This is a genomic window from Kribbella sp. NPDC051770 (genome assembly GCF_040681455.1).
Classification (GTDB): Bacteria; Actinomycetota; Actinomycetes; order Propionibacteriales; family Kribbellaceae; genus Kribbella.
Genome location: NZ_JBFAYT010000002.1, coordinates 527,567 through 544,148 on the forward strand (window position 1 = coordinate 527,567; position 16,582 = coordinate 544,148).

Genomic DNA, 16,582 nt, shown 5'->3' on the forward strand with positions numbered 1-16,582 from the left:
TGCGCCGGAGGCCGCAGCCTGACGGCGTCCACAGCTTGCAGGAGAGGGATTCCAGTGCCCATCACGTTGCCCCCGTCGGCGATCCGCCGCGCAGCCGCGGCCGGCGCCACCGTCACGCTCAGCCTCGCACTGGCGGCCTGCGGCGCGAACTTCAACGCGCAGACCATGAAGCCGTACCAGCCCGCCGAGGGCACCAACGCCTCGTCCGGCTCGATCGCCGTGCGCAACCTGATGGTGCTGGCCGCCGAGGACGGCGCCGGTGAGCTGCACGCCGCGGTCGTGAACACGGGCAAGACCGACGACACCCTGGTCTCGATCGCCTCCGAGCCGGCCGCCGCGCCGCCGCAGGCCGAGGAGGGAACCGAGCCGGCCGAGCCGCCGGCCACCGTCACGGTCGGCAACGTCCGCCCGATGACGCTGGCCCCGGGCGCGTCGCTCACCCTGCCGCCGTCCAGCGGCAAGCCGTTCACCGTCACCGGCGGCAAGCCCGGCGCGATGATCACGCTGACGCTGACGTTCGCCAAGGCCGCCCCGATCACCGCGCACGTCCCGGTGCTCACCACCGACCACTTCACCCCCACCCCGCGCGACGACGCGCCGGAGGAGAGCCACGGCTGACCGGCAGTACGCCGTACGGGCCGCCTCCGCATCGCCGGAGGCGGCCCGTCGGCTTTCGTGGCAGGGCGCGGTCGCGCACCATTTGAAGGCCAGGCCGGTGCGGAGCTGGTTCTGGATCAGCTCGCCGACGGTGCACAGGAATGTGCCGGGCCCACCGCCTACAAGTCGGGTGAGGCGCGGCGGTCACACTTTCGACCAGGTGACCGGCCGACAAGCGCGCGAACGGGCCGTCCCGGCGCGGGGCGGCCCGTTCGGCGTACGGCGTCCTGTGGCCCAGGGGCGCCGTACGGGTGTGGTCCCTCCGGGCGGCGGATCGGTCGCTGCCGCGGGGGACCTCCGGCGGGCTCGGTCCGGTGCGAGCGGCCCGCGCGGAGCTCAGTTCGCGGCGGCGGCCGCCTTCGCCAGGCCGGGGACGATCCGGTCGATCACCCAGGGGACGGACAGCACGCTGACCGAGCTCATCCCGGAGATCACCTGCTGGTCCTCCAGGACGTACGCGCTACCCTTGCGCACCGAGGGAAGCGCCGCGTAGACCGGGTCGGCCGCGAACTTCGCCGCCGTCAGCCCGTCGACGTACGCGACCAGCACGTCGGCGTCGATGTCGGCGACCTTCTCCTTGCTGATCGTCAGCGCGAACTCCTTCTTCGCGTTAGTCTGCTCCAGCTTCTGCACGCCGGGCGCGTTCACGAAACCCATCTCGTTCAGGATCTGCACCCGCGGATCCCCCGGCATGTACACGTAGTTGTCGGCCCCGAACGACCCGACGGTGATCGTCTTCCCCTTGAACTCAGGGTGTTCCGAGGCCACCTTCGCGACCCGGTCCTTGATCCCGGCAATCAACTGGTCGGCCTCGGCGGCCTTCCCGAGCGCCTGGCCGATCAGCGTGGTCTGGTCCTGCCACGTGGTCTGCCAGGGAGCGCCCGGGTACGCGACCGTCGGCGCGATTCCCGACAACGTCTTGTAGACCGTCTCGTCGAAGCCCTCGTACGGCGCCAGGATCACGTCCGGCTTCAGCGCGGCGATCTTCTCGTACGGGTAGCTGTCGGTTGCGTCGAGCAACGTCGTCTTCGACGCGTCGAACTCGTCGGCGTCCCAGGCGGTGACGCCGTCCTTGGTCGGCCCGTACGTCACCTTCGGCATCCCGACCGGCGTCTCGCCGAGCGCGTACACGACGTCCTGGGCGTTCCAGCCGAGCGTCACGATCCGTTGCGGTTTCGCCTTGATGGTGGTCTCGCCGAAGGTGTTCTTCAGCGTCACCGGGAAGCCGGAACCGGCGTCGGCGGCCGGCGCGTCCTGGTCACCGGCGGCACCTCCGCACGCCGCCAGCGTTGTCGTGGCCAGCACCGCGGCGACCGCGAGCAGGACTCCCCGGGGCGAGCGGGTACGACGGGACCACGCCATGGCACAACTCCTCAGTCGGACAGCAACTAAGGACAGCCTAAGCTAACCCACCGGCGGGGCGGCCGGTGGGGTCTCACGCCTCGAACTTGTAGCCCAGCCCACGCACCGTCACCAGGTGCGCCGGGTTCGACGGGTCCTTCTCGAGCTTCGACCGCAGCCGCTTGACGTGCACGTCCAGGGTCTTGGTGTCCCCGACGTAGTCGGCGCCCCAGATCCGGTCGATCAGCTGCCCCCGGGTGAGCACCCGGCCGGTGTTGCGCAGCAGCATCTCGAGCAGTTCGAACTCCTTCAGCGGCAGCCGGATCTCGGTCCCGGAGACCGTCACCACGTGCCGCTCGACGTCCATCCGGACCGGGCCCGCCTCGAGCGTGTCCGGCAGCAGCTCGACGTCCGCGCCGCGGCGCAGCACGGCCTTGATCCGGGCCAGCAGCTCCCGCGGGCTGTACGGCTTGGTGACGTAGTCGTCGGCGCCCAGTTCGAGCCCGACCACCTTGTCCACCTCGGTGTCCTTGGCGCTGACGATGATCACCGGCACGTTGCCCCGGGTCCGCAACGCCCGGCAGACCTCGGTACCGGACAGGCCCGGCAGCATCAGGTCGAGCAGGACGATGTCCGCGCCCGCCCTGTCGTACTCGTCCAGAGCGTCCGGGCCCGTCTCCGCGACGGCGACCTCGAACCCCTCCTTGCGCAGTACGTACGACAGCGCGTCGCTGTAGCTCTCCTCGTCTTCGACGACCAGCACTCGGGTCACGAAGCTGTCTCCTTTGCACTCTGCTGACCTGACGGGGTGGGCGTCAGGGTGATGGCCGGGACCTCCTGGCCGGAGGCACCGGTCGGTTGCCCGGTCGCGGGATCGAGCCGCAGCGGGAGCCGGACGGTGAAGGTGGAACCCTGGCCCTCGACGCTCCAGACCCGCACGTCGCCACCGTGGATCGAGGCGATGTGCTTGACGATCGACAGGCCCAGCCCGGTGCCGCCGGTCTCCCGGCTGCGGGCCCGGTCGACCCGGTAGAAGCGTTCGAAGATCCGTTCCAGGTCGCTGCTCGGGATGCCGACGCCCTGGTCGGACACGGTCACCTCGACCAGGTCGCCGATCGGGTGCGCGGCGACCGCGACCCGGGTCCCGTCGGGGCTGTAGTTGACCGCGTTCTCGACCAGGTTGCCGATCGCGATCGCCAGCTGGTCCTCGCTGCCCATCACCTCGAGGTCGGGGTCGGTCTTCACCACGATGCTGATGTCGCGGTCCTCGGCGTCCACCCGGCAGCGGTCCACCGCGGCGTCGATCACGCCGTTGATGTCGACCGGACCCGGGTTCTCCAGCGGGTCGTCGCCCTGCAGGCGGGACAGCTCGATGATCTCCTTGACCAGCCGGCTCAGCCGGGAGGCCTCGATCCGCATCCGGCCGGAGAACCGCTGCACGGCCTCGGGGTCGTCGGAGGCCTCCGAGACGGCGTCGGCGAGCAGGATCAGCGCACCGATCGGGGTCTTCAGCTCGTGGCTGACGTTGACCGTGAAGTCGCGCCGGATCGCCTCCAGCCGGCGCTCACGGGTCCGGTCCTCGACCAGGACCAGGACCAGCTGGCTGCCGAGCGGGGCGACCCGGGCGCTCACGTACTGGGTGGCCCCGAGCCGGCCGCGGACGATCTCGAGGTCCTGCTGGCGGATCTCGCCGTCGCGGCGTACGGCGCGGACCATCGTCAGCAGGTCGTCGACGACCAGCCGCTCGCCGCGGACGATGCCGAGCACGTGCGCCGGGGCGCTGGCCTGCAGGACCTGGTCCTCGGGGCCCATCACGACCGCGGACGAGCGCAGTACGGAGAGCACGGTGGCGACGCCGCTGGGCACCGCCGGCTCCGGGGAGACCGGGATCTTGGTCTGGGACCGCTCGCTCAGGACCATCGCACCGAGCGAAAGCAGAGCCAGGGCCGCGCCGATGACGCCGCCCAGCACCGCAGCCAGCGTGGGGTCCACGTCATCGATGCTACGCGGGGAAACCACCGGGAAAGACCGAATGAGCACCGGATGACCGGAACGCGTCCTAACTGTTCATCACGCGTTCACCACTCGTCGCCGATCGGCAACCTCGACGCCGTACGGTCCACGGTGGGCGGGTACTGGACCGTGCCCGCGCCCCCTTCCGGCCCGGACCGAGCCGGACAGCACAGATCGGATGCAGAATGCGCGACACCTACCACGAGCAGCTCGACGACATCCTCGCCGAGCTCGAGCGGATGACCAGGACGGTGTCGACCGCTGTCCGGCGGTCCACCACCGCGCTGCTGAGCGCCGACATCCGGCAGGCCGAGGAAGTCATCGCCGCCGACATCCAGCTGGACGCCGCCGGTGAGGGCGTCGAGGAGAAGGTCTTCGAGCTGATGGCCCGGCAGGCGCCGGTCGCCAACGAGCTGCGGATGCTGGTCGCCGCGCTGCGGATGGTCGCCGACCTGGAGCGGATGGGCGACCTGGCCGCGCACGTCTCCAAGATCGCCCGGCTGCGCTACCCGGCCGCCGCGATCCCGGCCGACCTGCACGGCACCATCCAGGAGATGTCGACCGTCGCGGGCAAGATGGTCGACGCCGCCGGCGACGTGATCAAGTCCCACGACGTCACCGCGGCCGGCAAGCTGGAGTCCACCGACGACGAGATGGACAAGCTGCGCAGCAACCAGTTCCGCCTGATGATGGACGACTCCTGGCCGCACGGCGTCGAGGTCGCCGTCGACATCGCCCTGCTCGGCCGCTACTACGAGCGCATCGCCGACCACGCGGTCTCGATGGCCCGCCGCGTCGTCTACCTGGTCACCGGCGAGCTCCCGGTAGCCGTCGGCGGCACCGCCGCCGGCTCGGGCGCGGGCGCCTCCACCCCGTCCCCGAACGGCAACAACTGACCGCTCCGAGCTACCACCGGGTGGTCGCAGGCATCGCCTGCGGCCACCTGTTTCTCATGGGCCTTCCGGCTGGGTGATGGGTTGGGTGGTGACGAGGGCGGCCATGACCAGTGGGGCGTCGCCGTCGCTGTGACCGACAGTGGTGGCCAGCCAGCGGCCGCTGGGGAGGGGGCCCCAGACGTGCAGGTCGCCGTACAGGTCCTGGCTGAAGAGGGCGGCGAAGAGGGGCTCGACCGGCTGGTCCATCTGCCAGCGGAGGAGAGGGCCGTGGAGCTGGATCACGTGGTGCGGGCCCCAGTGGGTCTCCAGGGTTTTGGTGAGTACGGCGAGGTGCTGGACGCCGGTGTCGGTCGCGTCGGACCAGGCGGTGTCGTACAGGCCGGTCAGGCCCTCGCCCTCCCAGAGGGGAACGATGCGGAAGCCGGCGCCGGTGGTGGCGGTCCACTCGCCGGTGGCGGGGTCGCCCTCGCCGGTGGTCGGGCCCGCCTCGGGGACCGGTGCGTCCGCGAGGGCCAGCACCTCCGTGGCGGCTCGGGTGGGGTCGAAGGTCTCTCCAGCGCGTGAGCTCACGCGGTCACCCTTCCACCCCAGAGGGGCGGTCGCTCGCTGTCCGGTCCTCGGGACTGTCCGGATTCGTCCGGGAAGTCCGTACGACGGGCTGCGGCGACCGAGGGTGGAGCTGGGTCGTCGCCCTGCGGCCCGGGTGAGGGGAGGGTCGATGTTCTTCTACCAGGACTTCCCGTCGGCTACGGCGGACAGCGCTCGGCAGGTGGAGCGGCAGCTGCTCGACCGCGCGCTGGACCTGCTGGCGGAGCGGCGGCGGGTGGAGGCTCAGCTGGAGCAGCTGCAGGAGGAGAACCCCTGGCTGTCCGGAGCCCTGTCCGGCTGATGTCAGCGGCGGTGTCAGTACGGCGACCGCCCGGTGTCAGCGAGGCTGGCGAGAGTACTCGGCATGAACACTTCATCGCTGACCACCACCAACCGCCCCCAGCTCCAGCAGGCCGCCGAGGCGTTCGTCGCCGCCGGCTTCGCCGGGATCCAGCTGCGGGTCAACGACGAGCACGGCGAGTGGGTCGGCAGCGCCGGCGTACGGGAGCTGGGCTCGGCCGAGGCACCGGCCACGGACGGCTCGTTCTGGGTCGGCAGCGTCACCAAGACCTTCACCGCGACCCTGATCCTGCAGCTGGTGGCCCAGGGCAAGCTCTCCCTGGACGACGCCGTCGCGAACCACCTGCCCGCGCTGGGCCTCGACGAGCGGATCACCGTCCGCATGCTGCTCAACCACACCAGCGGCATCTTCAACTACACCGGCGAGTTCTACCCCGACGGCACCTTCGCCGCCGGCATCCCGGCCAGCGGCAAGGACTGGGTCGACAACCGCTTCCTCAGCTACCAGCCGATCGAACTGGTCCACCGCGCCCTCGCCAAGCCGGCCCGCTTCGAGCCGGGCACCGACTGGAGCTACTCCAACACCAACTACACCGTCGCCCTCCTCCTGATCGAGCAGCTCACCAGTACGTCGTACGCCGAAGCCCTGAGCAACCAGATCTCCCAGCCACTGGGCCTGACCGGCACTGTCGTCCCAGGCGACCTCACCGACCTGCCCGGCCCGCACGCCCACGGCTACTACCGCTACCAGGACGGCGACGACTGGAAGATCGCCGACGTCACCCGCCAGAACCTGTCCCTGCTGGCCGGCGCCGGCGACCTGCTCTCCACCACCCGCGACCTGCACCTGTTCTTCACGGCCCTCAACAGCGGCAAGCTCATCCCCCAGGACCTGCTCACCGAGATGCGCACCGGCGTCGGCCCGATCGACTACGGCCTCGGCGTCTTCGTCCAGGACCTCGGCCCCGAGCACGGCGGCCAGGTCCTCCACCACAACGGCAGCGCCCCCGGCGGCTACGGCGCCCTGATGTACAGCTCCCCCGACGGCACCCGCACCCTGACCGCCGGCATCACCATGGGCGACGCCGACTCCAACCCCGCCGAGACCTTCCCCGCCGCCCTGGCAGCCCTTCTCAACGAGGTCTACTGAGCCCGTAGGGTCGGCCGGTGCCTCGACTCATCCACCTGAACGGCCCACCCGGTATCGGCAAGTCCACCCTGGCCGCCCTGTACGCCGACCGGGCGCCCGGGATCCTCAACCTCGACGTCGACGTCGTCCACCGCCTGGTCGGCGGCTGGGCGGACGAGAACAACCGCACCTGGGACCTCGTCTGGCCCGTGGTCCACGCGATGGCCGCCACCCACCTCGGTGGCGGCCACGACGTCGTCGTCCCGCAGTACCACGCCCGGCCGGACGAGATCGCCACGCTGGAAGGCCTCGCGCACCGCCACCAGGCGAGTTTCCACGAGGTGATCCTGCTCGACGGCCGCGAGGCGGCGGCCGAGCGGTTCGCCCGCCGGGCCGGCGCGACCGACGACCCCTGGATCCGCCACCACCACCTGTCCCGCGCCCGCCTCGACGCCCTGTACGACGACCTGCTGCGGCTCAGCGAGGCGCGCCCGGACGCGGTGGTCGTCCCGAGCACGGCGGACGCGGTCGAAGCGACGTACGAGCTGCTGCTGGCGAAATTGCCCTTGTAGCGTCGCCTACGCGGCCGATCTGTCCGCCTAGACCTCCCGCGCCGAGGCCCAGAGCAGCTCGGCCTCGGTCAGGAACTCCTTGAACCACGGGTCGGACGGTTGCAGCACGAACCGCGGCTCGGCCTTGGCCTGGTAGGCGTAGTACTCCGCGAACAGCGCGGTGTGCTCGGTGTGCTCACCGTCGACCGCGTCCACCGCGATGACGCTCATCGCGACCGGGTGGCTCGTGACCCGCACCTCCAGAGCTCCCCCGGTCGACGCAGCCAGCCCTGCCAGCAGCCGCAGCGACTCCTCGATTCGCGCCCGCGCGGACTCGGGGTCGCGCTCGTGGTAGTACCGCTCGGCCGCGATCCCGACCGCGGGTGAGGCCGGGTCGATCACCAGCATCCGGATCCGGCAGCCGCGCCGCAGCCACTGCTCGAACTCGGAGTAGTTCTCGACCAGGAGGGTGTAGCGCCCGACCCCGGTGATGAACAGGTCGTTCGCCGGCCGCATCGAGTCCACCAGCTCGGCACCGAACGACTGGACGAACTGCGGCCGGGCCATCGCGGTCAGCCGGTGTCCGGGCGACGGCGGCCACGGCGTACCGGCTTCCCAGAGGCGCTCGGCCTGCTGGGCGTAGAAGGTGAACCAGCCGCCGTCGGTCTCGGCCAGGTGCAGGATCGGTCCCGGCTCGGAGTCGGGCCGCAGCTCGGGCTGCTGGATCGTCACGGTCGCCGATCCGCGCCCGCGGATCAGGTTGACGCCGATCGGCGGGACGAACTGCGCGACCCGGATCTCCAGGTTGCCCCGCGTACTCTCCTTGAGCTCGGTCAGCTCCTCCAGCGTCGACCGGATCCGCTGCGCCAGCAGGGCTGCTCGCCCGGCCGGGCGCATCAGCGCCGCCTGCTCGACCAGCGCCTGGTTGGTCGGGTCGACGACCAGCACGCGCAACCGCGCGCCCCGGACCAGCGCCCGGTGGAAGTCGTCGCGACTGCCCTGGATCGTGCGCGCCATCGCGATACCGATCAGCAGGACGTCGTCCGCCTCGGCGCGACGCCGTACCAGGTCCTCCGGAAAGTCCCGCCGCAGCAGGTCGTGCGGCTCGGTACGGCCGGCGATCTCGGCGACCAACCGGCGCGACTTGATCTGCGCGACGGCCAGCGCCGCGAGCAACGCCAGGATCGCCGAGCTGAGCACGCTCATGTCCGCGACGTCGACGATGCCGAGCACCGTGAAGACAGCGGCCGCGGCGGTCAGCAGCCAGAGGTCGAAGTTGTCGTCGGTCAGCAGGCGGTGGACGACGCGCACCGAGGCCCGTACAAGACTCACCGGCCCACCGTACGGCGCGAGCGGTGCGCTCGCTCATCGGAGCGAGTGTCCGCCGTGCCCCGGCCGGTGGGCCGTCGTCCGGACCTAGCGGCCCTGGTTCTTCACGGCCTCGATCGCCGCCGCGGCCGCGGCCGGGTCGAGGTACTCGCCGCCCTTGGTGACCGGGTTGAAGTCCTCGTCGAGCTCGTAGTACAGCGGGACGCCGGTCGGGATGTTCAGGCCGACGACGGTCTGCTCGTCGAGCTGGTCGAGGTGCTTGACCAGGGCGCGCAGCGAGTTGCCGTGCGCGGTGACCAGGACGGTCTTGCCGGCCCGCAGGTCCGGCACGATCGCGTCGTACCAGTACGGGAGCATCCGCTCGACGACGTCCTTCAGGCACTCCGTTGCCGGGAGCAACTCACTGGGCAGCGCCGCGTACCGCGGGTCGCCGGCCTGGTCGTACTCGGTGCCGCGCTCGATCGGCGGCGGCGGGGTGTCGTAGGAGCGGCGGAACAGCATGAACTGCTCCTCGCCGAGCTCCTCCAGGGTCTGCTTCTTGTCCTTGCCCTGCAGGGCGCCGTAGTGGCGCTCGTTCAGCCGCCAGGAGCGGCGGACGTCGATCCACTGCCGCTCGGCGACCTCGAGCGCGATGTTCGCGGTCCGGATCGCGCGGCGCAGGACCGAGGTGTGCAGGACGTCGGGCAGCAGGCCGCGGTCGCGGAGCAGCTCACCGCCGCGGTGCGCCTCCTCCACCCCCTGGGCGTTCAGGTCGACGTCGACCCACCCGGTGAACAGGTTCTTGGCGTTCCAGTCGCTGTGGCCGTGGCGGAGCAGGATCAGGCGATAGGTCATAGCCGCATGCTATCGAGGCTCCAGCCAGCCCTTGAACGCGTCCAGGTTCCGGGTGGACTCGCCGCGGGCGACCCGCCAGTCGTACTCGCGCCGGATCGAGGTCGCGAAGCCCAGCTCGAGGATGGTGTTGAACGACGAGTCGGCGTACTCCAGGACGGCGCCGAGCAGCCGGTCCACCTCGCCCGGAGTGATCGCGTGCAGCGGGACGCGGCCGTCGAGGTGGATGTCGCCGAGGTGGTCGATCGCGAACGCGACGCCGTACATCTTGAGGTTGCGCTCCAGCAGCCAGCGGTAGACCGCCTCGTGGTTCTCGTCCGGCCGGCGCGCGACGAACGCGTGCACGTGCACGGCCTGCGCCCCGACGGTCAGCGAGACGCCGGTCTTCAGCTTCCGCTCGCCCGGCAGGTCGGCCGCGAACGCCCCGGGCGTGGTCTCGGTGAACTCGAGCTCGTTCTCGGTCAGCACCTGACGGATCACGTCCGCCGCCGAAACCCTCATCCAGCCACCTCCGCCGCCAGTTCGGCGGCCATCGTCCGCGCGGCCGTCCGGTACGCGGCCAGCGTCTTCTCCGCGGTCAGTTCCCAGCCGAACGCCTGGGCATGCCCGACCGCGGCCCGGCTCATGCTCTCGCGGACCACCGGATCCGTCCCGATCCGCGCCAGCGCGTCGGCGAAGTCGTCGACCGCGTGCCCGGGCAGCAGCAGCCCGGTCGCACCGTCACGCACCGCGGTCGTCAGCCCACCGACAGCGGCCGCGACGACCGGCGTACCGCAGGCCTGGGCCTCCAGCGCGACCAGCCCGAACGACTCCGAGTACGACGGGACGCAGACCACCGAGGCGGCCCGGTACCACTCGGCCAGCCCCGCCCGCGCCATCGGCTTCACGAACCGGGTCACGTCGTCGACGCCGAGCCGCCGCGCCAGCTCCGCGTGCGACTCCGGGTGCTCCATCCCGTTGCCGGACGGGCCGCCGATGATCGCCACCACCAGCCGCTCGCGCAGCGACGGGTCGCGCTCGAGCATCCGCGCCGCGGCCCGGATCAGCAGGTCGGGCGCCTTCAGCGGCTGGATCCGCCCGACGAACGCCAGCACGATCGCGTCCTCCGGCACCCCGACCGTACGCCGGGCCGCCGCCTGGTCGCCGGGGCTGAACATCTCCAGGTCGACGCCGGGGTTGACCACCTCGACCTTGGCCGGCGGTGCGCCGTACAGGCCGATCAGCTCCTTGGCCTCGTCGTCGGTGTTCGCGAGCAGCCGGTCGGCCGACTCGACCACCTGCTCCTCGCCGAGCAGCCGCGCGGGCGGTTCCGGGACGTCGTCCTCGGCCAGGCTGGCGTTCTTGACCTTGGCCATCGTGTGCATCGTGTGCACCAGCGGGACCGCCCAGCGGTCGCGGGCCAGCAGCCCGACCTGGCCGGACAGCCAGTAGTGCGAGTGGATCACGTCGTAGTAGCCGGGTTCGCGGATCGCCTCGGCGCGCAGTACGGCGCGGGCGAACGTGCACAGCTGAGCGGGCAACTCGTTCTTGGCCAGCCCCTCGTACGGGCCGGCGGCGACGTTGCGGACGGTGACGCCGGGGGCGAGCTCCACCTTCGCGGGCAGCGCGGACGAGGTCGCCCGGGTGAAGATGTCGACGGCGATGCCGAGCCCGGCCAGGCGCTTGGACAGCTCGACCACGTAGACGTTCATCCCACCCGCGTCCCCCGTCCCCGGCTGGTCCAGCGGCGAGGTGTGCAGGCTGATCATCGCGACCCGCCGAAGTGGACGGTCGGCGGAGGGTTCGGTCACGTCGCCAGCGTAACTCCGAGGTCGCCGGGACAGTTCGGTGAGACGGGGTGCCGCCTGCGCCGGGGACTTTGAAAGACTGCGGCTATGACTAGTCGCCCTGTTGCCGTGGTCACCGGAGCCAGTAGTGGGATCGGGGCCGCCACCGCGCGGCACCTCGCGGAGGCCGGGTACGAGGTGGTCTGCGCGGCCCGCCGGCTGGACCGCATCGAGGCGCTGGCCAAGGAGATCGGCGGGCGCGCAGTGCAGTGCGACGTGACGTCGGCCGACGACGTCGCGGCGCTGACCGCCGCGGCCGGCGCCGAGGTCGACCTGCTGGTGAACAACGCGGGCGGCGCGTTCGGCTTCGAGCCGGTCGCCGACGCGGACCTGGACGCCTGGCGGCGGATGTACGAGGTGAACGTGATCGGCGTCGCCGCGGTCACCAAGTCGTTGCTCCCGGCCCTGATCGCCGCGCGCGGGACGATCGTGGTAATGGGCTCGACCGCCGGTCAGGTCGCGTACGAGGGCGGTGGCGGGTACGTCGCCGCGAAGCACGCGGTGAAGGCGGTCGTCGACACGCTCCGCCTGGAGCTGTACGACCAGCCGGTCCGGGTCTGCGAGATCGCGCCCGGGATGGTGAAGAGCGAGGGCTTCGCGCTGACCCGCTTCGAGGGCGACGAGGCGAAGGCCGAGGCCGTGTACGCCGGCGTCGCCGAGCCGCTGACGTCGGACGACATCGCCGAGATCGTCACCTGGGTGGCGTCACGGCCGCCGCACGTGAACATCGACCGGCTGACAGTGCGTCCGCGGGCGCAGGCCGCGCAGCACAAGGTCTTTCGCAAGAACTGACGTACGGCGTCGCCCGCCTTCGGCGGGCGGATGGGGAAGGAAGGCGGGGCCGGCTAGGGCTTGGCCCGCAGCCGGTCGACCGGTGGTGACAGCACCGGGAGCGGTCGCTGCGGTTCCGGGAGCCCGTAGCCGGCGTACAGGCGGCGGCGGATCGGCTCCAGGGGGAACGTCTCCGGGTAGATCGCCAGCTTCACCGTCACCCCCTCCAACGTTGCCCTGAGCAACATCTCCTCGACGGCCGGGTCCGCGGCGCCGCGCGCCGCGAAGACCGCGCGGATGGCGTCCTCGACGAGCGCCATCCGGGCCGACTTCTCGGTCTCCACCGCGGCGAACACCCCGTGCGTGGTGGGCTGCATCATCAGCGAGATCGCCAGTCGCTGCACCGGCAGCGTGGTCGCGGCGGCCATCAGCGCGCCGTCGATCATCCCGGCCAGCCGTTCGTCCGGCGTACCGGGAATCTCCAGAATCCCGGCGATCCCGTCCAGCCAGCGATCGAGCAACTGGGCGGCCAGGTCGTGCTTCGACGCGAAGTAGTACCCGACCAACCCCCGCGAGACCCCCGCCCGCGCGGTCACGTCCGAGATCGACGCGGCCTCGTAGCCCTTCTCGGCGAAGACCTCGAGGGCAGCCGAAAGGATCCGCTCGCGCGAGCGTTCTCGCATCTCCTGGTTGGTGGCGACCGACCGCGGCACCCGTGTCTTCTTCCCTGGTCAGGGCCCCGGAGTCCGAGCAACCCCCCACCTCTGTGCTCGGCACTCCCGGGCTGTGACCCCCCGTGTTTCCTGCGAGGCCCCTCCCCAGGCGCCCCCTATAGACTGGACGTCCAGTCAACGAATGTCAAAGGCTCAACCGCAATTCGGGCACGCAGCGTCACCGGTACGCCGTCCGGTTTCGTCCGCACGCGACCGCACGGGTAGGATGAGATGGCTGCGCAGTGCGTCGAACGAGTAGGTCGAGTGGCAACACGAGCGACCCCGAGCACCACGGACACGCCGTAGCCACCACCTGACTCACAGTCACCGCTGCTAGTCCCAACTGCTTGGAGCGCTTCCGCATGCCCCTCCGTAATGACCTGCGCAACGTGGCCATCGTGGCCCACGTCGACCACGGGAAGACCACCCTCGTCGACGCGATGCTGTGGCAGTCCGGCGCCTTCGGAGCCCACCAGCACGTCGACGAACGCGCGATGGACTCCGGTGACCTGGAACGTGAGAAGGGCATCACGATCCTGGCCAAGAACACCGCCGTCCGGCACAAGATGGCCAACGGCGAGCAGATGACGATCAACATCATCGACACCCCCGGCCACGCCGACTTCGGTGGTGAGGTCGAGCGCGGCCTGTCGATGGTGGACGCGATCGTGCTGCTGGTCGACGCCTCCGAGGGCCCGCTGCCGCAGACCCGGTTCGTGCTCCGCAAGGCGCTGGCCCGGAACATGCCGGTGATCCTGGTGGTGAACAAGGTCGACCGTCCGGACGCCCGGATCTCCGAGGTCGTCGACGAGACCTACGAGCTGTTCCTGGACCTGCTCGACCACGACGCCGACCAGAGCGCGCTGGACTTCCCGGTCGTCTACGCCTCGGCCCGGGCCGGCCGCGCCTCGCTGACCCAGCCCGCCGACGGCGGCCTGCCGGACTCCGAGGACCTCGAGCCGCTGTTCGAGACCATCCTGAACAACGTCCCGGCCCCGTCGTACACCGAGGACGCGCCGCTGCAGGCGCACGTGACCAACCTGGACGCCTCGCCGTTCCTCGGCCGGCTCGCGCTGGTCCGGGTGCACGAGGGCACCCTGAAGAAGGGCGCCCAGGTCGCCTGGTGCCGCCACGACGGCACCATCCAGAAGGTGAAGATCACCGAGCTGCTGGTCACCGAGGCGCTCGAGCGGGTCCCCGGCGACTCCGCGGGCCCGGGCGACATCGTCGCGATCGCGGGCATCCCGGAGATCATGATCGGCGACACGCTGACCGACCCGGACAACCCGAAGCCGCTGCCGCTGATCACCGTCGACGAGCCGGCCATCTCGATGACGATCGGCACCAACACCTCGCCGCTGGCCGGCCGGGTCAAGGGCACCAAGGTCACCGCCCGCCTGGTCAAGGACCGGCTGGACCGTGAGCTGATCGGCAACGTGTCGCTGAAGGTGCTGGCGACCGAGCGCCCGGACGCCTGGGAGGTGCAGGGCCGTGGTGAGCTGGCGCTGGCCATCCTGGTCGAGCAGATGCGCCGCGAGGGCTACGAGCTGACCGTCGGCAAGCCGCAGGTGGTCACCCGCGAGATCAACGGCAAGCGGCACGAGCCGGTCGAGCGGCTGACCATCGACTGCCCCGAGGAGTACCTGGGCACGGTCACCCAGCTGCTCGCGGTCCGCAAGGGCCGGATGGAGCAGATGACCAACCACGGCACCGGCTGGGTGCGGATGGAGTTCCTGGTCCCGGCGCGCGGCCTGATCGGCTTCCGCACCGAGTTCCTCACCGACACCCGCGGCACCGGGATCGCGCACCACGTCTTCGAGGGCTACGAGCCGTGGTTCGGCGAGCTGCGCACCCGCCCGTCGGGCTCGCTGGTCTCCGACCGCGCGGGCGCCGCGACGTCGTACGCGATGATCAACCTGCAGGAGCGCGGCACCATGTTCGTCGAGCCGGCCACCGAGGTGTACGAGGGCATGATCATCGGCGAGAACTCGCGCGCCGACGACATGGACGTCAACATCACCAAGGAAAAGAAGATGACCAACGTCCGCTCGAACGCGGACGAGTTCGAGAAGCTGGTCCCGGCCCGCAAGCTGTCGCTGGAGCAGTCGCTGGAGTTCTGCCGCGAGGACGAGTGCGTCGAGGTCACCCCGGACGCGATCCGGATGCGCAAGGTCGCGCTGACCCAGATCGAGCGGGCCAAGCTGGGACGCAAGAGCAAGGCGTGATCTAGGATTCACCGGCTGGTCGCGATCCACGGGGGAAATTTTCCGGATCGTGACCAACCGGAGCGACCGCTTCGTCGTCTACTCAGTGGCTTCACACTTTCAGGGGAAATTCAGTTGGGGGAAGGACAGGGATTCATGGGGATTCTGCGTAAGCTCGGCGCCACCACGACGGCCGTCGCGATGCTGGGAGTCGGCGTCTTCGCCGCGACCGGTACGGCGGGGGCCACCGCCACGGTCAAGCCGGCCGTGACGCCGGTGGCGAAGACCGCCGCCGTGCAGGCGGCGGCGCCGGCTGCGAAGAAACCGGCCAAACCGGCCGCGAAGAACGTGCTCGTCCCCGGCAAGCTGCGCCTCGACAAGCGCTGCATGACCGGCCGCATCATCTGCGTGAACAAGAAGACCCGCAAGGTGGCGTTCCTGTACAACGGGAAGCTGCTGGCCACCGGCGACGCCCGCTTCGGCGCTCCCCGGACGCCGACCCGCAACGGCTTCTTCAAGCTGCAGCGCAAGTCCAAGAACCACGTCTCGTCGATCTACAAGTCGCCGATGCCGTACGCGATGTTCTTCAGCGGCGGCCAGGCGATCCACTACTCGTCGGACTTCAAGGCCCGCGGCTACAACGGCGCCTCGCACGGCTGCGTCAACATGCGCGACAAGAACAAGATCGCCTGGATCTTCAACCGGGTGAAGGTCGGCGACCGCATCCTGGTCTACAGCGCCTGAGCAGCACCCTTTCCACCAGCGGCCGAGGAGTTACTCCTCGGCCGCTGCTGCTTTTCCGAACGCTGTGAAGAGCCTGGGCTCGACCAGGCAGAACGTCGCGATCTCCACCTGCGACGCCGTCCGCCGCAACGTCCGTACGGCGATGTCCGCCGCCGACTGGGCCGGCCACCCGTAGATCCCCGCCGACACGGCCGGCAGGCTCAACCGCCGTACGCCGAACTCGTCGGCGATCCGCAGCGCGTTGACGTAGCAGGAGACCAGCAGCTCCGGGTCGCGTTGTCCCGCGGTGTAGTTCGGCCCGACGACGTGGATCACGTACGACGCCGGCAGCGCGCCCGCCGTCGTCCAGCCCGCCTCACCGGTCGGAAGCCCCTGTGGATAGCGCTCGACGAGCTCGGCCAGCAGCGTCGGGCCGCCCGCCCGGTGGATGGCGCCATCGACGCCACCTCCGCCTCGGAGCGCGTGATGCGCGGCGTTCACGATCGCGTCGGCGGGAACGGTGGTGATGTCGGCGGTGCTGAGAACGATTTCCACGAGTCCAGTGTGCGTCAGGTCACGAGTGGCTCACGGGAGGTGTACGAGGCGTGGTCGGCGACTTACCCTGACACGGCAGTTGTTGGTGAAAGCCAACCAATCGACGGGGGCGGACGTCCCAGTACCTACAGGGGAAGTTCGAAGGACGAGGGGTT

Annotated in this window: 18 protein-coding genes; 8 read left to right on the forward strand and 10 right to left on the reverse strand. The window is 70.5% G+C overall.

Going from position 1 to position 16,582, the window contains the following annotated elements:
* Positions 1–54: 54 nt before the first annotated feature.
* Positions 55–618, forward strand: coding sequence for a hypothetical protein (locus AB0M01_RS09095; protein WP_363667187.1), 564 nt, complete (start codon positions 55–57; stop codon positions 616–618).
* A 375-nt stretch (positions 619–993) separates the two neighbouring features.
* Here the strand turns inward: AB0M01_RS09095 and AB0M01_RS09100 are convergent, their stop codons facing one another.
* The 3 genes from AB0M01_RS09100 to AB0M01_RS09110 form a co-directional block, all read right to left on the reverse strand.
* Entirely contained in the window at positions 994–2,019 is a 1,026-nt protein-coding gene (locus AB0M01_RS09100; protein ID WP_363667189.1) for an iron-siderophore ABC transporter substrate-binding protein, read from the reverse strand.
* A 73-nt stretch (positions 2,020–2,092) separates the two neighbouring features.
* Positions 2,093–2,770, reverse strand: coding sequence for a response regulator transcription factor (locus tag AB0M01_RS09105; RefSeq protein WP_077017430.1), 678 nt, complete (start codon positions 2,768–2,770; stop codon positions 2,093–2,095).
* On the reverse strand, positions 2,767–3,990 hold the full coding sequence (locus AB0M01_RS09110) for an ATP-binding protein (RefSeq protein ID WP_363667192.1): 1,224 nt from the start codon (positions 3,988–3,990) through the stop codon (positions 2,767–2,769). Before AB0M01_RS09110 ends, AB0M01_RS09105 begins: the two co-directional genes overlap by 4 nt.
* Before the next feature lie 206 nt (positions 3,991–4,196).
* Here AB0M01_RS09110 and phoU point away from each other — a divergent pair, with 206 nt between their 5' ends.
* Positions 4,197–4,907, forward strand: a complete 711-nt coding sequence (phoU, locus tag AB0M01_RS09115; RefSeq protein ID WP_363667194.1) for a phosphate signaling complex protein PhoU — start codon at positions 4,197–4,199, stop codon at positions 4,905–4,907.
* Between the two features lie 54 nt (positions 4,908–4,961).
* Here the strand turns inward: phoU and AB0M01_RS09120 are convergent, their stop codons facing one another.
* Positions 4,962–5,477 carry a hypothetical protein gene (locus AB0M01_RS09120; RefSeq protein WP_363667196.1) on the reverse strand — a complete coding sequence of 172 codons (516 nt, stop codon included), beginning with the start codon at positions 5,475–5,477 and terminating at the stop codon, positions 4,962–4,964.
* A gap of 148 nt (positions 5,478–5,625) precedes the next feature.
* Here AB0M01_RS09120 and AB0M01_RS09125 point away from each other — a divergent pair, with 148 nt between their 5' ends.
* From AB0M01_RS09125 to AB0M01_RS09135, 3 genes are all read left to right on the forward strand, one after another.
* Positions 5,626–5,796 (forward strand): hypothetical protein, encoded by a 171-nt coding sequence (locus AB0M01_RS09125; protein ID WP_363667198.1) that lies wholly within the window; start codon positions 5,626–5,628, stop codon positions 5,794–5,796.
* A gap of 63 nt (positions 5,797–5,859) precedes the next feature.
* Positions 5,860–6,945, forward strand: coding sequence for a serine hydrolase domain-containing protein (locus tag AB0M01_RS09130; RefSeq protein ID WP_363667200.1), 1,086 nt, complete (start codon positions 5,860–5,862; stop codon positions 6,943–6,945).
* Between the two features lie 17 nt (positions 6,946–6,962).
* The gene (locus AB0M01_RS09135; RefSeq protein ID WP_363667202.1) at positions 6,963–7,496 is read left to right on the forward strand and encodes an AAA family ATPase; all 534 of its coding nucleotides are present in this window, start codon (positions 6,963–6,965) and stop codon (positions 7,494–7,496) included.
* A gap of 27 nt (positions 7,497–7,523) precedes the next feature.
* Here the strand turns inward: AB0M01_RS09135 and AB0M01_RS09140 are convergent, their stop codons facing one another.
* The 4 genes from AB0M01_RS09140 to mshA all read right to left on the reverse strand — a co-directional run bounded on the left by AB0M01_RS09140 (position 7,524) and on the right by mshA (position 11,425).
* Positions 7,524–8,807 carry a hypothetical protein gene (locus AB0M01_RS09140; RefSeq protein WP_363667204.1) on the reverse strand — a complete coding sequence of 428 codons (1,284 nt, stop codon included), beginning with the start codon at positions 8,805–8,807 and terminating at the stop codon, positions 7,524–7,526.
* Positions 8,808–8,891: 84 nt separating this feature from the next.
* Positions 8,892–9,638, reverse strand: a complete 747-nt coding sequence (locus tag AB0M01_RS09145; RefSeq protein ID WP_363667206.1) for a phosphoglyceromutase — start codon at positions 9,636–9,638, stop codon at positions 8,892–8,894.
* 9 nt (positions 9,639–9,647) lie between these two features.
* The gene (locus AB0M01_RS09150; protein WP_363667208.1) at positions 9,648–10,136 is read right to left on the reverse strand and encodes a YbjN domain-containing protein; all 489 of its coding nucleotides are present in this window, start codon (positions 10,134–10,136) and stop codon (positions 9,648–9,650) included.
* Positions 10,133–11,425: a D-inositol-3-phosphate glycosyltransferase gene (mshA, locus tag AB0M01_RS09155; RefSeq protein WP_363667210.1), complete on the reverse strand. Its 1,293-nt coding sequence runs from the start codon at positions 11,423–11,425 to the stop codon at positions 10,133–10,135. The genes AB0M01_RS09150 and mshA overlap by 4 nt, the downstream gene beginning before the upstream one ends.
* Positions 11,426–11,509: 84 nt before the next feature.
* Between mshA and AB0M01_RS09160 the strand changes: the two genes are divergently transcribed.
* Entirely contained in the window at positions 11,510–12,253 is a 744-nt protein-coding gene (locus AB0M01_RS09160) for an SDR family oxidoreductase (protein ID WP_363667212.1), read from the forward strand.
* Between the two features lie 53 nt (positions 12,254–12,306).
* Here the strand turns inward: AB0M01_RS09160 and AB0M01_RS09165 are convergent, their stop codons facing one another.
* The gene (locus AB0M01_RS09165; RefSeq protein WP_363667214.1) at positions 12,307–12,945 is read right to left on the reverse strand and encodes a helix-turn-helix domain-containing protein; all 639 of its coding nucleotides are present in this window, start codon (positions 12,943–12,945) and stop codon (positions 12,307–12,309) included.
* Between the two features lie 362 nt (positions 12,946–13,307).
* Between AB0M01_RS09165 and typA the strand changes: the two genes are divergently transcribed.
* Positions 13,308–15,170 (forward strand): translational GTPase TypA, encoded by a 1,863-nt coding sequence (typA, locus tag AB0M01_RS09170; RefSeq protein WP_363667217.1) that lies wholly within the window; start codon positions 13,308–13,310, stop codon positions 15,168–15,170.
* Positions 15,171–15,305: 135 nt separating this feature from the next.
* A complete protein-coding gene (locus AB0M01_RS09175) occupies positions 15,306–15,893 on the forward strand; it encodes a L,D-transpeptidase (RefSeq protein ID WP_363667219.1) in 588 nt (195 codons plus the stop codon).
* A gap of 30 nt (positions 15,894–15,923) precedes the next feature.
* On the opposite strand, the gene AB0M01_RS09180 is transcribed toward AB0M01_RS09175, so the two are convergent.
* Positions 15,924–16,427 (reverse strand): macro domain-containing protein, encoded by a 504-nt coding sequence (locus tag AB0M01_RS09180; RefSeq protein ID WP_363667221.1) that lies wholly within the window; start codon positions 16,425–16,427, stop codon positions 15,924–15,926.
* Positions 16,428–16,582 lie beyond the last annotated feature (155 nt).

Excerpts from the sequence above, each read along its gene's own strand:
- phoU (WP_363667194.1), top strand. The coding sequence starts at position 4,197 with ATGCGCGACACCTACCACGAGCAGCTCGACGACATCCTCGCCGAGCTC.
- AB0M01_RS09125 (WP_363667198.1), top strand. The coding sequence starts at position 5,626 with ATGTTCTTCTACCAGGACTTCCCGTCGGCTACGGCGGACAGCGCTCGG.
- AB0M01_RS09100 (WP_363667189.1), bottom strand. The coding sequence starts at position 2,019 with ATGGCGTGGTCCCGTCGTACCCGCTCGCCCCGGGGAGTCCTGCTCGCG.
- AB0M01_RS09150 (WP_363667208.1), bottom strand. The coding sequence starts at position 10,136 with ATGAGGGTTTCGGCGGCGGACGTGATCCGTCAGGTGCTGACCGAGAAC.
- AB0M01_RS09160 (WP_363667212.1), top strand. The coding sequence starts at position 11,510 with ATGACTAGTCGCCCTGTTGCCGTGGTCACCGGAGCCAGTAGTGGGATC.
- AB0M01_RS09145 (WP_363667206.1), bottom strand. The coding sequence starts at position 9,638 with ATGACCTATCGCCTGATCCTGCTCCGCCACGGCCACAGCGACTGGAAC.
- typA (WP_363667217.1), top strand. The coding sequence starts at position 13,308 with ATGCCCCTCCGTAATGACCTGCGCAACGTGGCCATCGTGGCCCACGTC.
- AB0M01_RS09175 (WP_363667219.1), top strand. The coding sequence starts at position 15,306 with ATGGGGATTCTGCGTAAGCTCGGCGCCACCACGACGGCCGTCGCGATG.
- AB0M01_RS09130 (WP_363667200.1), top strand. The coding sequence starts at position 5,860 with ATGAACACTTCATCGCTGACCACCACCAACCGCCCCCAGCTCCAGCAG.